The 17,204-nt window shown below is 48.6% G+C and carries 18 protein-coding genes; 13 read left to right on the plus strand and 5 right to left on the minus strand.

Annotated features, from left to right (window positions below; genetic code table 11):
* Positions 1 to 20: 20 nt before the first annotated feature.
* Positions 21 to 1,760, minus strand: a complete 1,740-nt coding sequence (gene ade / locus CR205_RS14480) for an adenine deaminase (RefSeq protein WP_110520815.1) — start codon at positions 1,758 to 1,760, stop codon at positions 21 to 23.
* Positions 1,761 to 1,906: 146 nt separating this feature from the next.
* Between ade and CR205_RS14485 the strand changes: the two genes are divergently transcribed.
* Entirely contained in the window at positions 1,907 to 3,229 is a 1,323-nt protein-coding gene (locus CR205_RS14485; RefSeq protein WP_110520816.1) for a lysine N(6)-hydroxylase/L-ornithine N(5)-oxygenase family protein, read from the plus strand.
* A gap of 235 nt (positions 3,230 to 3,464) precedes the next feature.
* Here CR205_RS14485 and CR205_RS14490 read toward each other — a convergent pair whose 3' ends face one another.
* On the minus strand, positions 3,465 to 3,743 hold the full coding sequence (locus tag CR205_RS14490) for an acylphosphatase (protein ID WP_110520817.1): 279 nt from the start codon (positions 3,741 to 3,743) through the stop codon (positions 3,465 to 3,467).
* Positions 3,744 to 3,889: 146 nt separating this feature from the next.
* Here CR205_RS14490 and CR205_RS14495 point away from each other — a divergent pair, with 146 nt between their 5' ends.
* The 4 genes from CR205_RS14495 to CR205_RS14510 all read left to right on the plus strand — a co-directional run bounded on the left by CR205_RS14495 (position 3,890) and on the right by CR205_RS14510 (position 5,910).
* On the plus strand, positions 3,890 to 4,651 hold the full coding sequence (locus CR205_RS14495; RefSeq protein ID WP_110520818.1) for a lysophospholipid acyltransferase family protein: 762 nt from the start codon (positions 3,890 to 3,892) through the stop codon (positions 4,649 to 4,651).
* A 125-nt stretch (positions 4,652 to 4,776) separates the two neighbouring features.
* A complete protein-coding gene (locus CR205_RS14500) occupies positions 4,777 to 5,055 on the plus strand; it encodes a DUF4282 domain-containing protein (RefSeq protein WP_110520819.1) in 279 nt (92 codons plus the stop codon).
* A gap of 153 nt (positions 5,056 to 5,208) precedes the next feature.
* Positions 5,209 to 5,487: a DUF4282 domain-containing protein gene (locus tag CR205_RS14505; protein WP_110520820.1), complete on the plus strand. Its 279-nt coding sequence runs from the start codon at positions 5,209 to 5,211 to the stop codon at positions 5,485 to 5,487.
* 93 nt (positions 5,488 to 5,580) lie between these two features.
* The gene (locus tag CR205_RS14510; RefSeq protein WP_110520821.1) at positions 5,581 to 5,910 is read left to right on the plus strand and encodes an SCP2 sterol-binding domain-containing protein; all 330 of its coding nucleotides are present in this window, start codon (positions 5,581 to 5,583) and stop codon (positions 5,908 to 5,910) included.
* Between the two features lie 222 nt (positions 5,911 to 6,132).
* Here the strand turns inward: CR205_RS14510 and CR205_RS14515 are convergent, their stop codons facing one another.
* Complete coding sequence (locus CR205_RS14515; RefSeq protein ID WP_110520822.1) at positions 6,133 to 6,276, minus strand: FbpB family small basic protein; 144 nt, start codon at positions 6,274 to 6,276, stop codon at positions 6,133 to 6,135.
* Between the two features lie 169 nt (positions 6,277 to 6,445).
* Here CR205_RS14515 and CR205_RS14520 point away from each other — a divergent pair, with 169 nt between their 5' ends.
* The 3 genes from CR205_RS14520 to CR205_RS14530 all read left to right on the plus strand — a co-directional run bounded on the left by CR205_RS14520 (position 6,446) and on the right by CR205_RS14530 (position 8,894).
* Complete coding sequence (locus tag CR205_RS14520) at positions 6,446 to 6,898, plus strand: ferritin family protein (RefSeq protein ID WP_110520823.1); 453 nt, start codon at positions 6,446 to 6,448, stop codon at positions 6,896 to 6,898.
* A gap of 320 nt (positions 6,899 to 7,218) precedes the next feature.
* Positions 7,219 to 8,184 (plus strand): MBL fold metallo-hydrolase, encoded by a 966-nt coding sequence (locus CR205_RS14525; RefSeq protein WP_161524792.1) that lies wholly within the window; start codon positions 7,219 to 7,221, stop codon positions 8,182 to 8,184.
* A 221-nt stretch (positions 8,185 to 8,405) separates the two neighbouring features.
* Entirely contained in the window at positions 8,406 to 8,894 is a 489-nt protein-coding gene (locus tag CR205_RS14530; RefSeq protein ID WP_110520825.1) for a hypothetical protein, read from the plus strand.
* A 378-nt stretch (positions 8,895 to 9,272) separates the two neighbouring features.
* On the opposite strand, the gene CR205_RS14535 is transcribed toward CR205_RS14530, so the two are convergent.
* Complete coding sequence (locus tag CR205_RS14535; RefSeq protein ID WP_110520826.1) at positions 9,273 to 10,118, minus strand: AraC family transcriptional regulator; 846 nt, start codon at positions 10,116 to 10,118, stop codon at positions 9,273 to 9,275.
* Positions 10,119 to 10,262: 144 nt separating this feature from the next.
* Here CR205_RS14535 and CR205_RS14540 point away from each other — a divergent pair, with 144 nt between their 5' ends.
* The 4 genes from CR205_RS14540 to CR205_RS14555 all read left to right on the plus strand — a co-directional run bounded on the left by CR205_RS14540 (position 10,263) and on the right by CR205_RS14555 (position 15,134).
* Positions 10,263 to 11,930 carry an ATP-binding protein gene (locus tag CR205_RS14540; RefSeq protein WP_110520827.1) on the plus strand — a complete coding sequence of 556 codons (1,668 nt, stop codon included), beginning with the start codon at positions 10,263 to 10,265 and terminating at the stop codon, positions 11,928 to 11,930.
* The gene (locus CR205_RS14545) at positions 11,914 to 12,609 is read left to right on the plus strand and encodes a response regulator (protein ID WP_110520828.1); all 696 of its coding nucleotides are present in this window, start codon (positions 11,914 to 11,916) and stop codon (positions 12,607 to 12,609) included. The genes CR205_RS14540 and CR205_RS14545 overlap by 17 nt, the downstream gene beginning before the upstream one ends.
* A 158-nt stretch (positions 12,610 to 12,767) precedes the next feature.
* Positions 12,768 to 14,084 (plus strand): CitMHS family transporter, encoded by a 1,317-nt coding sequence (locus CR205_RS14550; protein ID WP_110520829.1) that lies wholly within the window; start codon positions 12,768 to 12,770, stop codon positions 14,082 to 14,084.
* A 255-nt stretch (positions 14,085 to 14,339) separates the two neighbouring features.
* The gene (locus CR205_RS14555; protein WP_110520830.1) at positions 14,340 to 15,134 is read left to right on the plus strand and encodes a VLRF1 family aeRF1-type release factor; all 795 of its coding nucleotides are present in this window, start codon (positions 14,340 to 14,342) and stop codon (positions 15,132 to 15,134) included.
* Between the two features lie 69 nt (positions 15,135 to 15,203).
* On the opposite strand, the gene CR205_RS14560 is transcribed toward CR205_RS14555, so the two are convergent.
* Entirely contained in the window at positions 15,204 to 16,433 is a 1,230-nt protein-coding gene (locus tag CR205_RS14560; RefSeq protein ID WP_110520831.1) for an MFS transporter, read from the minus strand.
* A 266-nt stretch (positions 16,434 to 16,699) separates the two neighbouring features.
* Between CR205_RS14560 and CR205_RS14565 the strand changes: the two genes are divergently transcribed.
* Positions 16,700 to 17,080, plus strand: coding sequence for an OsmC family protein (locus CR205_RS14565; protein WP_110520832.1), 381 nt, complete (start codon positions 16,700 to 16,702; stop codon positions 17,078 to 17,080).
* Positions 17,081 to 17,204: the final 124 nt, after the last annotated feature.

The following is a 17,204-nucleotide window of genomic DNA, read 5'->3' on the forward strand; positions in this document are numbered from 1 at the left end:
AACCCGGTTCCTGCCTGCTGTTACTCCCGTTCAAAAGCGACAGGGATGTGTGTCATCCGTTTCGTGCTGAACAGCCCCTTATCGGTCATTTTCAGGGAAGGGATCACAGGCAGGGCCAGGAAAGAAAGTGTGAGAAACGGGTTGAATCCGCCTTCGCTGCCGATTGTTTTAAATGCCTCGTGAAGCAGATCCAGGTCAGCAGCAATTTCAGAAGCGCCGGCTGTACTCATAAGACCCGCAACCGGCAGGGCCAGGGACGCGATTTCCTCGCCGTCGCAGACAATCACTAGCCCGCCTTCGTTTACAGCGAGCATCTGAGCGGCTTTTGCCAGATCATCTTCGTTCGTGCCGGCGGCAATGATGTTGTGTGAATCGTGAGCGATAGTTGTGGCGATGGCACCTCGTTTAAGTCCGAGGCCCTTTACAATGCCCACACCTTTCCCACCTGTTCTGCCGTGTCGCTCAATCACAGCGAGGGTGAGAAGGTCTTTTTCGGTATCGGGAATAAACTGGCCTTTGTCATTGGTGTTTACTTTTTCAGTCAGGTGATCAGTCAGAAGGGAATTGGCTTGCACCCCGATGATGTTCGCTCTTCTGTCTGTGCCGACCTCCACTTTGAAGTCCTCTGGAAGAACGGCTCCGATTTTTACCGAATCAGTCAGGCCGGGGGGCAGCTCATTGCTGACAGGATCATCGGCAATCATTTGACCATTTTGGGCTGAAAGCTTTCCTTTAACAAAAACGGTTTCCGCATGGAAGTTGTCAAGATCCTCCACGAACAGAAAAGTAGCTTCGCAGCCCGGTGCCACGGCACCTTTCGTTTTGAGGCCGTAACAGACCGCCGGGTTTAGCGTGGCCATTGAAATCGCGGTGAGCGGCGGGATGCCAAAATCTACAGCCAGCCTGATGTTATGATCGATCGACCCTTCTGCGAGAAGATCATCCGGGTGCTTGTCGTCAGTACAGAACATGAACCGGTGACTGTTTGCCTCGGTTACTGCCGGGAGGAGGGCAAGAACGTCCTTGGCTACAGACCCCTCTCTTAGCATGACGTAAAACCCCCGGCGGATCCGATCTGCTGCCTCTGCTGCAGTCGTACATTCGTGATCCGTTTCAATTCCGGCGGTGCGGTAAACGTTTAACGCTTCATTTGGCAGCCCTGATGCATGACCGTCCACTGTTTTGCCGGCCTCTTTTGCGACCTGGATTTTCTTAAGCATATCCTCGTCTGCGCCAGCCACGGCAGGGTAATCCATGACCTCGGCAAGTCCGAGAACGTTCGCATCTCCTGTAAAGGGAGCCAGGTCCATAGCACTCAGTTCTGCGCCGGACGTCTCAAAAGGCGTGCTCGGGACAGAGGAAGGAAGCATCGTAAAAAGATCAGCCGCCGCGTTTTTGCCGGCTTCGATCATATAGGCGACGCCTTTTTCCCCAAGTACGTTTCCGATTTCATGCGGATCGGTCACCGCCGTGGTCACGCCGCGGGGTACGATGGTCCGGCTGAAGTTTTCCGGTGTCATCATGGAGGATTCGATGTGGACATGGGCGTCAATCAGACCCGGTACGATAAACTTTCCTCCGGCATCGATTGTTTCCCTGCCTTCATATTGACCAATCCCTGTAATCATTCCGTCAGTGACGGCAAGATCCTCCCCTGTAATGATTGTACGATTGTACACATCTGCAATTTTTCCGTTCTTTATGACGAGGTCAGCGGGCCTCTTGCCCTGTGCTGACTCTATCTGCTGTTTGGTTGTCATGTGGTTCCCCTTTCAAAATGGAAGCGGTATCGATTTAAACCAGTTTAAAACGTCCGCCCGATACCGTCAACTGAGCGCGTGTGCTTATTTTGCCGAAAAATAGGGTAAAACAAGAAAATAAAGTAAGAGAGAAAGAGGGGACGTTCATGACAGCAACTGATCCGTACGACGTGATCGGCATTGGCATCGGGCCGTTTAATCTTGGAATGGCCGCACTTCTTGACCCGGTGGATCACGTGAAAGCTGCATTTTTTGATGAAACAGCCGAATTTAACTGGCATCCCGGCATGCTGATTGAAGGGGCAGATCTGCAGGTGCCGTTTCTTGCCGACCTGGTTACCTTCGCCGATCCGATGAGCCCGTATACATTCGTCAATTATCTCCACAAACAGAACCGCCTTCATAAATTTTTCTTCTTCAACCGGTTTGATATTCCGCGGACCGAGTATAACCATTATGCCCAGTGGGTGGCGGGGCAGCTCGGTTCGTGCCATTTTGGTAAACGGGTGACTGACGTGAAGGATTATAAGAAAGAGGGAGAACAGCTCTATGAGGTGGTCGTGGAAGACCGTGAAGCGAAGGTCATAGAGCGCTACTTTACCAGACACGTTGTCATGGGGACGGGGAGTGTGCCGCTCGTGCCGGACGGTTTTGATCAGTTTCCGGTCGAGGATGTGGTGCACACGAGCCAGTACCTGTGTCATCGGGATACATTTGATAAGGCTGAAAATATCCTTGTGGTTGGGTCCGGCCAGAGTGCTGCGGAAGTGTTCCTTGATCTCCTTCAGCGGCAGCACAGTTTCGATTACCGCCTTCACTGGATCACCAGGTCTCCCGGCTTTTTTCAGCTCGAATCGGGAAAAGTCGGTCAGGAAATTTTTTCGCCTGACTACGTCGATTACTTTCACGATCTCCCGTTTGAGAAAAGAGAAGAGGAGCTGCCGAACCTTTACCATATTCGAAACGGTGTCGAGGAAAAGACCCTCCACGAAATTTACGATCTTTTGTACCACAAATCGATCGGAGAGGACCGGGCTCCGGTAACGGTCCGAGCGTCAAGCGATGTGGAAAGCATCGACGTGAACGATAACGGCCATTACACTGTGACTTGCCGGCAGTGGATGGAGGAAAAAGAGTACCGGATTATGGCCGATAAAATCGTGCTGGCCACCGGTTACAAGCCAAACATCCCCGGCTGGCTGGAGAAATTTTCGGACGTAATGGAATGGGAGGACGACAAGCGGTTTAAAGTGACAAGGGATTACCGCCTCGTGTTTAAGGATGACCGCCCGAACAATTTCTTTACGATCACAAACATCGAGCATTCCCACGGTGCCGGCGCCACGAACCTCGGTCTTGCGGTATACCGGAACATGAAAATTATTAATGAAATTGCCGGAGAGGAAGTCTATCCGGAACAGAGCGGAACGGTCTTTCAGTCGTTCGGGACACCGGAAGAAAGCGAATAGCAGCTAAAGTCCGTCTGATCCAAAGGGAGCAGGCGGGCTTTTTAGTGGTTACGGCGAGGGGAGTGGAGGTTAAGGACAATAAAAGAAAGCTAAGGACATTAAGGAAATAATAAGAACACTTAGGAAATTTTAAAGACGGTAAGGAAATAATAAGAACACTAAACTCCCCCATTCAAATAAATCAAAAAAGCCCAGAGCTGCCGGCTCCGGACTCATGTACACTATTACTCTCCTTTTATCTTGTACTCCGCTGGCGGAAACCTTTCTCGTTTTCCAGCGGCTGAATTTTGTTCGTTTCAACGCTGTCCACTTTCGCCGGACGCTGTCCCTGTTCAAGAGCGGCCACAAACTCGTCTACATTTCCTTCCGGGCCCTCCGCTTCAAACTCGACCGTACCGTCGGAAAGGTTTCTCACCCATCCTTTTATTTCATGCTCCGCAGCCTCCATTTTTACAAAATGGCGAAAGCCGACACCTTGCACTTTTCCTTTCACAATTCCCTGAAGACGAATCATCTGTCTCACTCCTCGATTGAATGTCTGTTAGTGGTTTACCCGATGAAGCAGGTATGCACTCGTAATTTGTGAAAAACAACCATCATTTACGCTCCCTCTGTTATAATAGGTCAGAAGAATTTATTGGGCAAATGAGGAGAACGACTATGATTAGAACGGTGATTTGGTTTACGTATTTCTGGCTTTATCTATTAAAAACGATCCCGGCGCTCCGCCGGGTAAAAAAGCTTAAGGCTGAAGGTAAAGAGGAAGAAGCCAGCACAAGAGCCCACCGCGAAGCAGAAATCTGGGCAAAAAGCCTTGTTAAGCTGAGCGGAGCGCGGATTCATGTAAAAGGACGGGAACACATCCCTGAGGATGAACCGCTTCTGATCGTCTGCAACCACCAGGGGAATTTTGATATTCCGATTATTCTCGGCCATCTAGGCGTGAATACCGGGTTTATATCCAAAGAGGAAGTAAGAAGAATGCCGATTATCGCTTCCTGGATGGAAGAACTCGGCTGCGTGTTCATGAACAGAAAGGACCGCCGGCAATCGATCAAGGCGATCCTGGACGGGGTGAAACAGCTCAAGTCCGGTCATAACCTTGTTATTTTTCCGGAAGGCACCCGCAGTAAGGGGGGGCCTGTAAAGCGCTTCAAGCAGGGCAGTTTCAAACTGGCAACAAAATCCGGAGCGGCAATTCTGCCTGTGACAATTAATGGATCATACAAAATAATGGAAGCTAACGGCAATCTGCTCAAGCCGGCAGATGTGACGGTTACGATTTCAAAACCGATCCGTGATCATCAGCAGCAGAAAAACACGGATACTGTTTCCATTGCGGAAGCTGTTCAGTCGGAAATTGAGCGGACCCTTGGACAACCGCCGTTAAAAAACGAACCAGTGCAGAACGGAGCAGACTGACGGCTCCGTTTTTTCTATGCGGAATATCATAGGCCTTTTGCATCTCATTGACTCCAGGGTATAGCAGGAATTCCTCTTTTTGGATAAAGTGGTACTGGAGTACATAATAGGAGGTGCAATTACTTATGAAGGATTTTCTTAATTTTGACCGGATGATCACACCTATGATTATTAAAATTATTTTCTGGATCGGCGTGGCTTTTACTGTTCTAATGGGATTTATTACATTATTTGACGGAGGGCTTTCCGTACTGCTCGGTTTATTTATGATGATCATCGGACCACTTTTAGTAAGAATTTACTGTGAACTGCTTATTATCTTCTTTAAAGTTCAGGAGTCACTCCACAGCATAAACACGAAAGTTGACCGCCTGGCGGACAATAATCAGCACCCAGTAGAATAGTACCGGGACCCGGGAGGATGCGAGGCATCTTCCCGTTTTTTTACTGTAAAACAATATATGACTTTGTTCCCCGTTATTATCGCTCATATTGGTTTCCCTTACTTAATATAAGTAACTGTGTAAAGCACTTATCAATTGCCAGGGGGGAACACCATGAATGAATTTTTTAATTTCAACCAGATGATTACCCCGACGATTATAAAAATCCTGTTTTGGGCTGGTGCAGGTCTGTCCGTTCTCATGGGTCTGATTACCATGTTCAGCGGAGGCTACGGTTTTTTGGCGGGGCTGGTGATCATCGCAGCGGGACCTTTAATCGTCCGTGTTTACTGCGAGCTACTCATCGTGTATTTCAAAGTTCACGAATCCCTCAATCGGGTCAACAATACACTCGACAGGATTGCAGCCAAAAATAAAAATGAGATTGATTGAAAAATAATTAAACCTTTAAAAGGATTTTCTCGGTATTTGTCGTATTAGTACTGAAGTGAATGACGATTCATTTTACTGAGGGGGATACGGCAAATGGCTGTAAAAGAGATATTTACTGTACTGACAACACGTATGAATGATAATCCCAAGCATCTTGAAGGGATGAATGTCCGCTATACATTCAACCTTAGCGGGGAAGAAGCTGGAGTATACCAGCTTCAGATTAAGGAGAAGCAGGCAGAGTATGCTGCAGAGGCAGTAGAAGAATCCGATATTACCTTTGAAATGAAAGACAAGGATTTTCTTAAACTGACGGAAGGAAGTCTGAATCCGACCATGGCATACATGAGCGGAAAGCTGAAAGTGCGCGGTGATCTGTCACACGCATTAAAACTTCAGACACTTTTAAAGCATTATGCCTGACGCTGTTAAGCACCTCCAGTAATCGTAAAAAAGTCTCTTCTGTTTCCGGATGATCGTGCGCTGTATATAGCATTATGACGGCTTCGTCATTGTGCTATCGGTGACACCGCACGCCTCTCTGGGTAAAGAAGGGCTTTTTTTATTTTTTCCTGAATCGGCCGGGAAAGCAGCTGTGACAGTAAAAGCGCTCTCTGAAAGTTTCAGAGAGCGCTTTTAAATATATCAGTCTTCCGTGGAGCGTTTATCTTCGGCATGTTTATCGTCGACTTTTTTATCAATCTGAAGAAGAGCGTTTGGGTCATTCATCAGCTGCGTTTTATTTTCCTGTACGAGTTCTTCAAACGTACGGTGAAACCGCTTGCGCATTTTCATCACTTCCTTGTTTTTAATCTAACTATTCTGATAATTAGTATAACTTCTATGAAGCGGAAAGTATATGAAAAAATTGTTACAATTTTGCGAACAATGACGAAAATAATTTACATGCTGTCCACATACAATGAGAGGAGATACTGAAAAAGGTGGAGATTGGACAATGTACCATAATATGTATGATGGTTACGGCGGGCCGTCTTCCAATCAGATGGAGGCAGTCCTGAGGTTATTAAGACAGGTAATCGGGCGCGAGAGCCAGGATGAAGTGCTGCTGGATTATGTGATCGGCATGTCCCGTGATGAGACGTCTGAGAGGCTCATTTACGGCATGCGGACCGAAGAGCGGACCCAGTATGACACATTAAAACAGATTTATGAGCAGCTCAGCGGCAGAGCTGTGCAGATTGAAACGCCTGATTTTTCAATTCCCGATACGTTTTCGGATGCAATGGGGTATATGCTGGAGAGAAAAGCACGCACTGTCCAGCTTTACACCTACCTTTACATGTATGTACCTAATCAGTATCAGCCTGTTATTTACCCGTTTATTTCGGAGGAGCATCTTCATATGCACAAACTGAATTATCTATTAATCAGACACATTCAGAATTAGTATGACTTATACACACTATCCACAGAGTTATCAACAGGCAAACAACGGAATATCAGTTAATCAACAGGTTTATTCACAAATTACACAGGTTTACGCAATTTTATCCACAGAACTGGTATCCACAGTATCGTCATGGATAAAATAAGGCTCAAAGCGGTTTATCCACGGCAGGGAGATTTCTGTGGATAAATGATTTGTGGATAGAGGAACAACAGTATACCCCATCCTGCGTATATTTTCCATGACAAAACAGGAGAAGTCGGATAAAATAAAAGAAACACAAAAAATGAATAGGTATTCACTTTCAAGGAGGCGCCATGTTGGTTAAAACGAAAGAAGTTGCTCCTTCCGTACATGCACTGACCATTCCGACTCCTTTTCTGGTCGGACCTGTCAATGTATACGTAATTGAGGGAGAGGCTCTGACGCTTGTAGACACCGGACCGAAAACAGAAGAAGCACGAGATGTGCTGACAGAGGAACTCAAAGCCCTCGGGTACAGACCGGAGGATGTGGAAATCCTTATTCTCACCCATCATCATCCTGATCATATCGGTCTGACTGACCTTTTTACGGGCGCAAAGCTTTACGGACACGAAAAAACACGTCCATGGCTTGAAGGCAGTGAGACGTTTCATGAGAGAAAAGCACGTTTTTTCAGCGGACTTTACCAGTCTCACGGGGTGCCTGAAGCTGTCACTGCGATGATTGAAGGGGCAAACAGCTACTACGCCGCCTACGCGAGTCGATCCCCTCTATCAGGGACACTTAAAGAAGATGATGCGGTTCCAGGGCTTGCGGGCTGGACCGTCATTGAAACGCCCGGACATGCCCAATCGCAGATTTCCCTGTACAGGGAATCAGACGGCATTCTCATTTCCGGGGATCATCTGATCAAGCATATTTCTTCAAATGCAATCATTGAAGCGCCTTATGAGGAAGGGGAAGAACGGCCGAAAACCCTTCTGCAGTACCGAGAGTCTCTGCGGAAATGTCTTCACGTTAAGCGGGCTTTTTCAGGCCATGGGGACCCCGTGGACAACCCGGCAGAACTAATCAGGGAGCGTATGGCAAAACAGCTTGAAAAAGCGGCTGTCATTAAGGCACTGCTTGGAAATGAGAAGCTCACTGCTTTTGAGCTCTGTGTGCGGCTCTATCCGCAGATGTACAAAAAGCAGCCTGGACTCACCCTGTCAGAGACCCTCGGCCATCTCGATCTGCTCGAGGACGGCGGAAAAGTAAGTGCTGTCAAAAGTGAGGGTGTTTATTATTATCAGAGCTGCTGACTGAATGTTCGGTCAGCAGCCGCCCGGAGATAGGATTTTTCCTGCTCCGGGCTTGTTTGTTTTTCACGAAAACAGGTTAAACCATGATAAATGCCCTTATGGCAGTTTAAACATCTTAAACCGCACAAATTGCCGGAACGGGTAGAATCGTCCGTTTTCTTTGTGCGGTATTGTTGGTAGAATGTAAAGAAGAAACTGGCAAGAAGCTGAGGAGGCTAAATATGAGCGGGAATTCAGGCAAGAACTGGCTGTACGGCGGACTCATTACCGGAGTGGCTGCAGGTCTCATTTACGTAGCGGGAAACAAGAAAGTCCGGACTAAAGTAACGAATACCTTCGAATCGGTGACCGAGAGAACGAACGAGTTTCTGATTTTTATCCGGGAAAACCGCGAGCCTTTTGTCGACCACATTAAAGCATCGGCAGAGCGGGTGGCCGAAATTGTTGAGGAAGCTTCGGAGGACATCCAGCGAATTGTGGAAACCTCACAGCATCTGAAGGAGCACACCTTTGATATTCTGGGTACCATTCATGAAGCCAAGGAGGAATTCGAACAGCTTTCCTCCCAATTGAAACATAAGACAGAACGGGAGGCCGAGCGGGCTGTGCCGGACGAGGATGTGATTTCTCTTGAAGGCGGGGGAGAAGAGGAACGGAAACAATTACCTCCATCTTCAGAGGATAACGGAGAACGCAAAGACACAGTCTAATACTGCGGAAGGGCTACAGACGCAGCACTTATCGCCCTGCACTTCGCAGATGAAGCTTTCCTATGGTCATTGTATGGCTTTGCCGCCGCGCAACGACCCGGCAATGACTGTGGATGGAGAGTGGATGGGGAGCAGGTAAGGGGATCGCACACTCACGATGTGATCCCCTTTTTGTTTTCGCAGGTGTTTTACATTATGGTATTGGAGGTTTTTCTCATGAGCAAAAACAAACAGAATCATAACGTAAAAAACAACAATAAGCATCGTCCTCATGGAAACAACAAGACAAGCAGCAGTGCCAACGGACGTAACAGCGATCATTAACCTGCGGCAGCAGAAAGAGAGCACCCTCATCAATGAAGGGTGCTCTTCTTTATCCTACTTCTTTTTTACCGGAATCCATATCTCGCTGAAATTGTCTGCACTGGACATGATTTCAGGCCCTTTATTGAGCTCAAAACCGGAGGACGGGAACCATTCCGCATAGATTCTCCCCCACGCCTCCTGGACTTTTTCCCAGTCGCCGCTCACTTCAAAAACAGCCCATGCTGAGGCCTCAACCTCCAGTTCCTGAAAATCATCAGGGCAGGGTTTTGTCGTTGCAGCCGCAATATAATAATCCAGTTCACCATTGTCTTCTCTGCCCTCGGAAAAATTGCTGCATACGTTAATTATTCCGGACGGCTGCAGATCCGACAGCTGTTCAATTCTTTTGACAGTCTCTTCACCAATAGTCTGCCACATCTCCGCAATGTCCGGGTTTGTGCCACTGTAGACAAGGGTAATCCGTTTCATTACCCCCGCCACCCGGAACGCTTCCTTTGTTTCAATTCGGTAATTCATTTCGCCAGCTCCTTTTACAGTCAGCTGGAAGGTCATTCGGGGATACGCCTTTAAAGACAGACCGTTCTTTCTCGCTTCGGTAGGCGTCATGCCATGGAGATTCTGAAAAGCCCTCGTAAAGGCATCCGGTGATGAATATCCGTATTTCAGTGCGGTGTCCAGTACCTTCACATTCGCAGATCTCAGATCAAAGGCTGCCTGAGTCAGCCGGCGCCTGCGGATGTAATCGGATAGGGTAATCCCTGCCAGAAACGAAAACATCCGCTTGAAATGAAATTCCGAGCAGCAGGCTATCCTTGCGATCTCGGTGTAATTGATGTTTTCCTCCAGATTTTCCTCAATGTAGGCAAGTGCCTCATTCAGTCTCTCAAGTGAATCCATTTTAATGACCTCCCTTCAAATACAGCTTATCAGAGCTGGCACAGGCCGACCCGACTTCCTGTGTTTCTTTCTGCAGGATATTATAACTTTTTGTGCCGTTCAGTTGTAGTATAATCGGACACAGGATGAACGGGGGCAAATAATATGCAGACAGGAAACCGCTTTAAGGACAGAGCATACATACGTAATATTCCCGGAAAAAAGATCGGGCTGAAGCTTAAAATTGTGATTCTGTTCAGCGCAGTTCTTGCCGTTATGCTTGTGATGACCGGACTGTACTTCTATACTCTCTTATCCGATTCAAATGAACAGCGGATCGGCGAGCAGGCCCTTAGTGTGTCAGAAACCGTGGCACTGATCCCGGAACTCAGAGAGGCGTTTGAAGAGGATGATCCCTCAGTCACGATTCAAGCTATTGTAGAACCAATAAGAGAGGCATCAGGGGCAGAATTTATTGTTGTAGGAAACAAAGATGAAATTCGCTACTCACACCCTGATCCTGCCCTTCTCGGTGACCAGATGGTGGGCGGCGATAATGAGCGTGCCCTCGAATCAGGGGAATCCTATATTTCCAGCGCGGAAGGATCGCTCGGTTATTCGATACGGGGAAAAGTGCCGGTCTTTGCTGATGATGGAACAGTCATCGGCGTCGTTTCCACAGGTTTTCTAATGGAGAATGTGCAGGGGCTGATCCAGGATAACCGCTCGGAACTTCTTTTCGTACTTGCCCTGGTCCTCGGATTCGGGATTGTTTGCGCCATTGCCCTGTCAGCATATATAAAGAAAGTTCTGTTTGATCTGGAGCCGGAAGAAATTTCTCACCTTTTTCTTCAAAAAGAAACGATTCTCCAGTCTGCTCATGAAGGCATTATCGCAGTGAACCGCCATGGAGAGATGACGCTTGTGAACCGGGCGGCGCGAAGATTGTTTGGATCAGAAGAAGATGAGGAAATTTTTATCGGCCTGCCGGTTACGAGTGTGCTGCCTGATTCGAAGCTTCCGGAAGTGCTGGAAACAGGGAAGAGTCAGTTTAACCGTCAGATGACAATCGGTAAAAACGTGGTGGTGGTAAACCGCGTGCCGATCTATCAGGAAGGCAGGCTCACCGGAGCGGTTTCCACATTCAGAAACAGGACGGAAATTGAACAGCTGACCAGAGAACTTGCTGAGGTGAAACGCTATGCCGAGGGGCTGAGAGCTCAGACCCATGAATTTTCAAACAAACTGTACACTATTCTCGGACACCTTCAGCTCGGGCAGAAAGAAGAAGCGATCCGGTATATCAAAGAGGAGAAACACGTCCAGGATGAGTGGATTCATCTGCTGATTGAAAAGGTGGCGGATCCGATGGTCAGTGCCATTCTGCTAGGAAAAATGAACCTGGCCCGGGAGAAACATATCAACCTGAGTATTGATCCATTCAGTTCACTGGAGAGCATTCTGCCTGAAGAACAGCAGGGAGCCATCGTTACAGCGCTGGGTAATATCATTCATAATGCCTTTGAAGCAGTAAGCACCCAACCTGAGGAAGACCGAAACGTAAACGTATTTTTTACAGACCCAGGCGATTCAGCGGTCTTTGAGGTTGAGGACTCAGGTCCAGGCGTGCCGGCAGAAACTGCGGAACGGCTGTTTAATCAGGGATTTTCAACAAAACAGGGTGAGAAAAGAGGATACGGTCTTGCCCTGTCCTGCCAGGTGATCCGTGATCTTGGCGGCTCTGTAACGCTGGAGAATCCAGGTGAAACTGGAGCCTGCTTTGTGATCACGCTGCCGAAGAAGGGAGGAGAAAAGCATGATGGATCAATTTAACGTTCTCATCGTGGAAGATGATTTTCGGGTGGCCGGCATCACGCAGGGTTATGTTGAGAAGGTGCCGGGATTTTCTGTCAGTGCCCTGGCCAAAACTGCAGCTGAAACAAAAGAGGAGCTGGATAAAGGGAGCACGCCGGATGTGGTTCTGCTCGATGTCTACATTCCTGATGCAGAAGGGATGAGTCTGTTTCATATCGTGAGAGAAGCGTGCCCGGCAGCTGCCATCATATTTATAACAGCAGCCAGAGAATCGGAAACGATCGATAAGGCTTTTCAGGGAGGAGCCTTTGATTACCTGGTAAAGCCTTTGGAGTTCAGCCGTCTGAAGCAGTCCCTGGAACGATTCGCCCGTCAGAGGCGCATCCTTGCATCAAAAAAAGAACTGAACCAGGCTGAAATCGACAGCATGCAGCAGCAGGGAGAAACGCCTGAAGAGGCAGCGCAGGATCACCTTCCTAAAGGAATCGACCGCCTGACACTGGACAAGTTTGAAGAGCTTTTCACGAATCAGAGCGAGAGTATGACAGCAGCTGAAGTGGGCAGGCAAATCGGAGCAAGCCGGTCTACAGCGCGGCGTTATCTGGAGTACCTTGTTTCTGTCGGTGCCATTGCTGCACGTTTGAAATACGGAGATGTAGGGCGGCCGGAAAGGCGTTACGAAAAAGAAAGACCGTGAACATAATGAACAAAATAGGTGAAATGAATTAAAAAGGCCTTATGACCATTATCTTTTCTCCAGTCTGAATGCGTTGTAAGCTGATTTTACAAACTATTCGGAACAGGGAAAGTGCGTTGTTTGAAAGCGGTTACTTTTCCTGAAAGGAGAGAGATCTGATGCTGAGTATTATAGGCTTTTTGACGATTGCTGTTATTGTTGCCCTGCTGATCAGCGGCAGGATCACACCTATTATGGGGCTTGCCGTCGTTCCTGTCATCGGCGCCCTTGCTGCCGGCTTTAACCCAGTCGAAATCGGGGCGTTCTTTAATGACGGAATTGCTTCTGTTATAAGCGTTGTCATCATGTTTATTTTTGCAATTCTGTTTTTTGGAATCATGCAGGACAGCGGGCTGTTCGATCCGCTGATCAATAAAATGGTGACGCTTTCAAAAGGAAACGTGACCGCGGTTGCTGTAGCCACGGTCATAATCGGGGCTGTTGCCCATCTGGACGGGTCAGGTGCTTCCACCTTCCTGATTACGATTCCAGCGCTTTTACCGCTGTACCTGAAGCTGAAAATGAATCCGTATCTGCTTCTGCTTCTGATCGGTCTGAGTGCCAGTATTATGAACATGGTCCCATGGGCCGGTCCGATCGGCCGGGCAGGAGCCGTACTCGGAGTGGATGCATCAGAACTCTGGCGCCCCCTTATTCCGGTGCAGATTTCCGCGCTTCTCCTGCTAATCGTACTGGCTGTTTTCCTCGGTATGCTTGAAAAAAGACGGATTGCCCGTCTCACGGAGGCAGAACAGGCAAAGCTTGAAGCGGCAGCCGCCGCAGAAGTGGACGCGGGATCTGATGATACGAAAGAATCTCTTAAGCGTCCGAAGCTTCTGTTTGTCAATCTGCTCCTTGCTCTGACGGTAATCGGAATCCTGGTCTGGGGGGTAATTCCGTCCGGTCTAGTCTTTATGCTCGGTCTGAGCATCGCGCTGCCGCTTAACTATCCTCAGGTGGATCTGCAGATGGAACGGATTAAAGCACACGCGCCGAATGCGCTGATGATGGCCGCGATTATCCTTGCCGCCGGTTCCTTTCTCGGCATTATGAACGGATCAGGCATGCTCGATTCCCTTGCCCAGGATCTGGTTTACATCCTTCCGGCATTTGTTGTTCCTTATCTGCACGTCATTATGGGGGTCTTCGGTGTTCCGTTTGACCTTGTTCTGAGCACAGATGCCTATTATTTTGCGCTTCTCCCGGTGGTTGAGCAGATCGTTACGGCACACGGAATTGACTCCATCACCGCTGCCTACACGATGATCATCGGAAACATTATCGGAACCTTTGTGAGTCCATTCTCCCCAGCATTGTGGCTGGCACTCGGCCTTGCCGGACTGGAAATGGGCAAACACATCCGCTACTCGTTTTTCTGGGTCTGGGGCTTCAGCCTCGTCCTCATGTTTGTAGCATTCCTTCTTGGCGTGATTTGACGGACCTTTATGAACCTCCGCTGCTTCTGCGGAGGTTCTATTTTTATATTGATGGAGCGGAAGGTGATGACTCCCGCGGAAAGCGTCCGCCTGCAGCGCAGGTTCTCTTTCTTAGCACTAAACTTTCGAACAAAGCGAAAGAAAAAACATTCATAGCCTGAGAAAGTGCCGAGTACATATAAGGAGCAAATTGTAGTTTGAGTGAAAGCAATTCAGGCTACATACCTACTACAAGCTTTAAAAGGAGGTTCATTCATGGCACTCGCTAAGGAATTGGAAACTCTCAAGGAATACAAATGTCCGGAAGGGGAATGCGTGCTCAGCGTATACTTAAATACGGACCGTTCAAACCAGGATCAGCAAAAAGGCGAATGGAAAATCCGGCTCAAAAACGGGCTGCGTAAACTCGAGGAATACCTAGAGGCAAGCAGCAACGATGAGCCGCTTAAAAACTACCAGAAGATTAAAAAGAAAGTGGAAAAGGAAATCCAGGGAAATCAGACAAACCTGCAGAAAAGTGTTGTGATTTTTGCGTCGGAGGACAAGGATCTATGGTCTGTTCATTACCTGCAGCTCCCGGTTGAAACCCAGTTTCACTGGGAAAGCAGCCCGGTAACCGATCAGCTTGAAAAATTGCAGGAGGAGTATCCGACAGCAGGTATTGTGCTTACAAATATGGATGAAATCCGCATTATCGATACCGCTCTCGGAGAAGTAAACGACACGAGAACGTACACATTTGATCCGGAAGTGGAGAAGTGGACGTTCAAAGACGGCATGGGCGCTACAAACGCCATGCAATCCGGTGCGAGCCACGTGGATAAAGTGCAGCAGCGCTTTGAAGAAAACATGCAGCGCTTTTACAAGGACATTGCCGGCAACATCGACCAGATGAAACGGGACCGGAACTGGAAGAGCGTGTATCTTGTAGGCGAACCGGAGATGACGCGGACCCTTGAATCCCAGCTCCGGGCAAACGTTGAAAAGTCAGTCAACAAAAACCTGGTGAACGCCCGCCCGTCACAGGTACTTGCGAACGTTTTTAATTAAACGGTAAAACGAAATTGCAAAAAAATCAGCCTTTCCCTGCGGGGAGGCTGATTTTTATTGGCTGCATTGTTAAGCGGCTTCGGATGCTTCTTTGTTTTCCCGGCCGGTTGTCAGGTCGAAAATGAAAGCGCCGGCGAGCATGACAATGAGTATGCCGCTGATGGAATAGTAGATGGCACCATCGCCGATCACTTCGATGAAAAAGCCGCCTGCAGTCGGTCCGGTCATGCTGCCGAGGGCGAACATCACCCCCATCATGACGTTTCCGGTCGGCAGAAGCGCTGCGGGCAGGAGATCGGCCATATAGGCAACGGCGAGTGAAAACAGGGAGCCGAGGAGCATGCCTGCAAAAATGAAGCAGCCGAGGAGCAGCCACATGTTTGATTCTGCAAAACTCATCGTTAAAAAGCTTGCAAGCCCCAGTGAAATAATTATTTTTAATACTTTGCTCCGGCCGATCCGGTCACTGAGCATCCCGAGGGGGATCTGCGTGAGCAGGCTTCCGAATACAAAGCTTGAAAGCAGAATGGCGGCCCATTCAAGATCGATCCCGGTCCGCATGGCGTATACAGGATAGTTTCCGTGGAGGGAGGCTTCCAGGTAACCAAAGCAGAAGCTCGGGAGAAACGCGAACCAGGCAAGCTGCATGACTTTTTTGTAGCGTGCGAGAGTGTTCATCTGTCCGGCGGTGCCGAGGTCATTGTCCGGCCACTCGTTTCTGAGAAACAGAATAAACACCCAGGCAACCACACTCGAAGCGGATGCAATAATAAATGGCAGGTATTCATGCACGGCCAGGAGGCTTGTCATGAGCGGTCCGAGACCAAACCCCATTCCGAATGCGAGTCCATACATCGCGAGCTGGCGGCCCCGTTTTGCCTTGGAAGAGGTCGTACTGATCCACACCTGGGTGGAAAAGTGAATCAGGTTGTCACCAATGCCGACGATCAGGCGGAGTACAAACCAGAACCAGAAAGCCTGCCAGAGTGGAAATAGCATTAGCGAGACGGTTAAGATAAGCAGTCCGGTAATGATTACCGGTTTGTACCCAAACGTCCGGACCGGCCGTTCGATAAATGGTGATATGAGAAGAATACCGATGTAAAGCGCAGCGGCGTTCAGGCCGTTTGCAGAGGAGGATACGCCGGCCTGCTCAAGCATAACGGCAAGCACAGGCAGCAGCATCCCCTGGGAAAAGCCGGCTATAAGGACCATTCCTACGAGAACCCAGTACCGGAAGACCGGATTATTCGGTTCATGATGAAGTTGTGATTCGTGCTGCTGTGTTTGGGCGGTCATCTGGCAGGGCTCCTTTCTTTGAGGGTTTTGTTTGTTTAAGGGTCTTATGTTTTGTTTAGGGGTCTTATATTTTGTTTAAGGGTCTTATGTTTTGTTTAGGGATCTTAATTATTGTTTAGGGGTCTTATTATCAATTTTGCACCTCTATCATTGTAGAACCTGCAGACGAAAAAGCAAAGGGTTAATTTCGGGGGCTGACAGATGACGCAAGCGGCGGAAAAAGGGTAGAATAAGGCTAACTTTTAAACAGCAAGGGTGAGTAGACGATGAAATTTACAATGAAGGATCAGGCATTTGAAACAGAAACGGCATACGGGAAACTGACTGTTTCCGGTAATGAGGACTACGGGTTCCGCCCGTTCCAGCTGATGGTGAGCTCGATTGCCGTCTGCAGCGGCGGCGTGCTTCGAAAAGTAATGGAAAAACAGCGGATGACCGTGCACGATATTGAGATTGAGGCTGATGTGGAGCGGGAACCTTCAGAGGCGAACCGGCTCACGAAGATCTCGATTCACTACACGATCAAGGGGGACAATCTCTCCGAAGCCCGGGTGGAAAAAGCAGTACATCTTGCCTCAAAAAACTGTCCGATGGCACGGACAGTGGAAGGCAGCGTGGAGATTAAAGAAACCTTCACACTCGTATAACACGCACGGCTGAGGAAGGCGGCGACTACCGCCTTTCTTTTTTGGACGGACAGCGTTTACGCCTTAACTCCGGATCGGAACGAAGTTAAGGCGTGAAAACGCAGAATTTAAGACCTAATTCCAG

Origin of the sequence: Alteribacter lacisalsi (genome assembly GCF_003226345.1) — a bacterium.
Lineage (GTDB): Bacteria > Bacillota > Bacilli > Bacillales > Salisediminibacteriaceae > Alteribacter > Alteribacter lacisalsi.

What these genes read in the sequence shown, in the direction of transcription:
- CR205_RS14535 (WP_110520826.1), bottom strand. Translation starts at nt 10,118, where the DNA reads ATGGATTCACTTGAGAGACTGAATGAGGCACTTGCCTACATTGAGGAA.
- CR205_RS14530 (WP_110520825.1), top strand. Translation starts at nt 8,406, where the DNA reads ATGAGCGGGAATTCAGGCAAGAACTGGCTGTACGGCGGACTCATTACC.
- CR205_RS14510 (WP_110520821.1), top strand. Translation starts at nt 5,581, where the DNA reads ATGGCTGTAAAAGAGATATTTACTGTACTGACAACACGTATGAATGAT.
- CR205_RS14555 (WP_110520830.1), top strand. Translation starts at nt 14,340, where the DNA reads ATGGCACTCGCTAAGGAATTGGAAACTCTCAAGGAATACAAATGTCCG.
- CR205_RS14515 (WP_110520822.1), bottom strand. Translation starts at nt 6,276, where the DNA reads ATGCGCAAGCGGTTTCACCGTACGTTTGAAGAACTCGTACAGGAAAAT.
- CR205_RS14550 (WP_110520829.1), top strand. Translation starts at nt 12,768, where the DNA reads ATGCTGAGTATTATAGGCTTTTTGACGATTGCTGTTATTGTTGCCCTG.
- CR205_RS14485 (WP_110520816.1), top strand. Translation starts at nt 1,907, where the DNA reads ATGACAGCAACTGATCCGTACGACGTGATCGGCATTGGCATCGGGCCG.
- CR205_RS14490 (WP_110520817.1), bottom strand. Translation starts at nt 3,743, where the DNA reads ATGATTCGTCTTCAGGGAATTGTGAAAGGAAAAGTGCAAGGTGTCGGC.
- ade (WP_110520815.1), bottom strand. Translation starts at nt 1,760, where the DNA reads ATGACAACCAAACAGCAGATAGAGTCAGCACAGGGCAAGAGGCCCGCT.
- CR205_RS14545 (WP_110520828.1), top strand. Translation starts at nt 11,914, where the DNA reads ATGATGGATCAATTTAACGTTCTCATCGTGGAAGATGATTTTCGGGTG.
- CR205_RS14520 (WP_110520823.1), top strand. Translation starts at nt 6,446, where the DNA reads ATGTACCATAATATGTATGATGGTTACGGCGGGCCGTCTTCCAATCAG.
- CR205_RS14540 (WP_110520827.1), top strand. Translation starts at nt 10,263, where the DNA reads ATGCAGACAGGAAACCGCTTTAAGGACAGAGCATACATACGTAATATT.
- CR205_RS14560 (WP_110520831.1), bottom strand. Translation starts at nt 16,433, where the DNA reads ATGACCGCCCAAACACAGCAGCACGAATCACAACTTCATCATGAACCG.
- CR205_RS14505 (WP_110520820.1), top strand. Translation starts at nt 5,209, where the DNA reads ATGAATGAATTTTTTAATTTCAACCAGATGATTACCCCGACGATTATA.
- CR205_RS14500 (WP_110520819.1), top strand. Translation starts at nt 4,777, where the DNA reads ATGAAGGATTTTCTTAATTTTGACCGGATGATCACACCTATGATTATT.
- CR205_RS14495 (WP_110520818.1), top strand. Translation starts at nt 3,890, where the DNA reads ATGATTAGAACGGTGATTTGGTTTACGTATTTCTGGCTTTATCTATTA.
- CR205_RS14565 (WP_110520832.1), top strand. Translation starts at nt 16,700, where the DNA reads ATGAAATTTACAATGAAGGATCAGGCATTTGAAACAGAAACGGCATAC.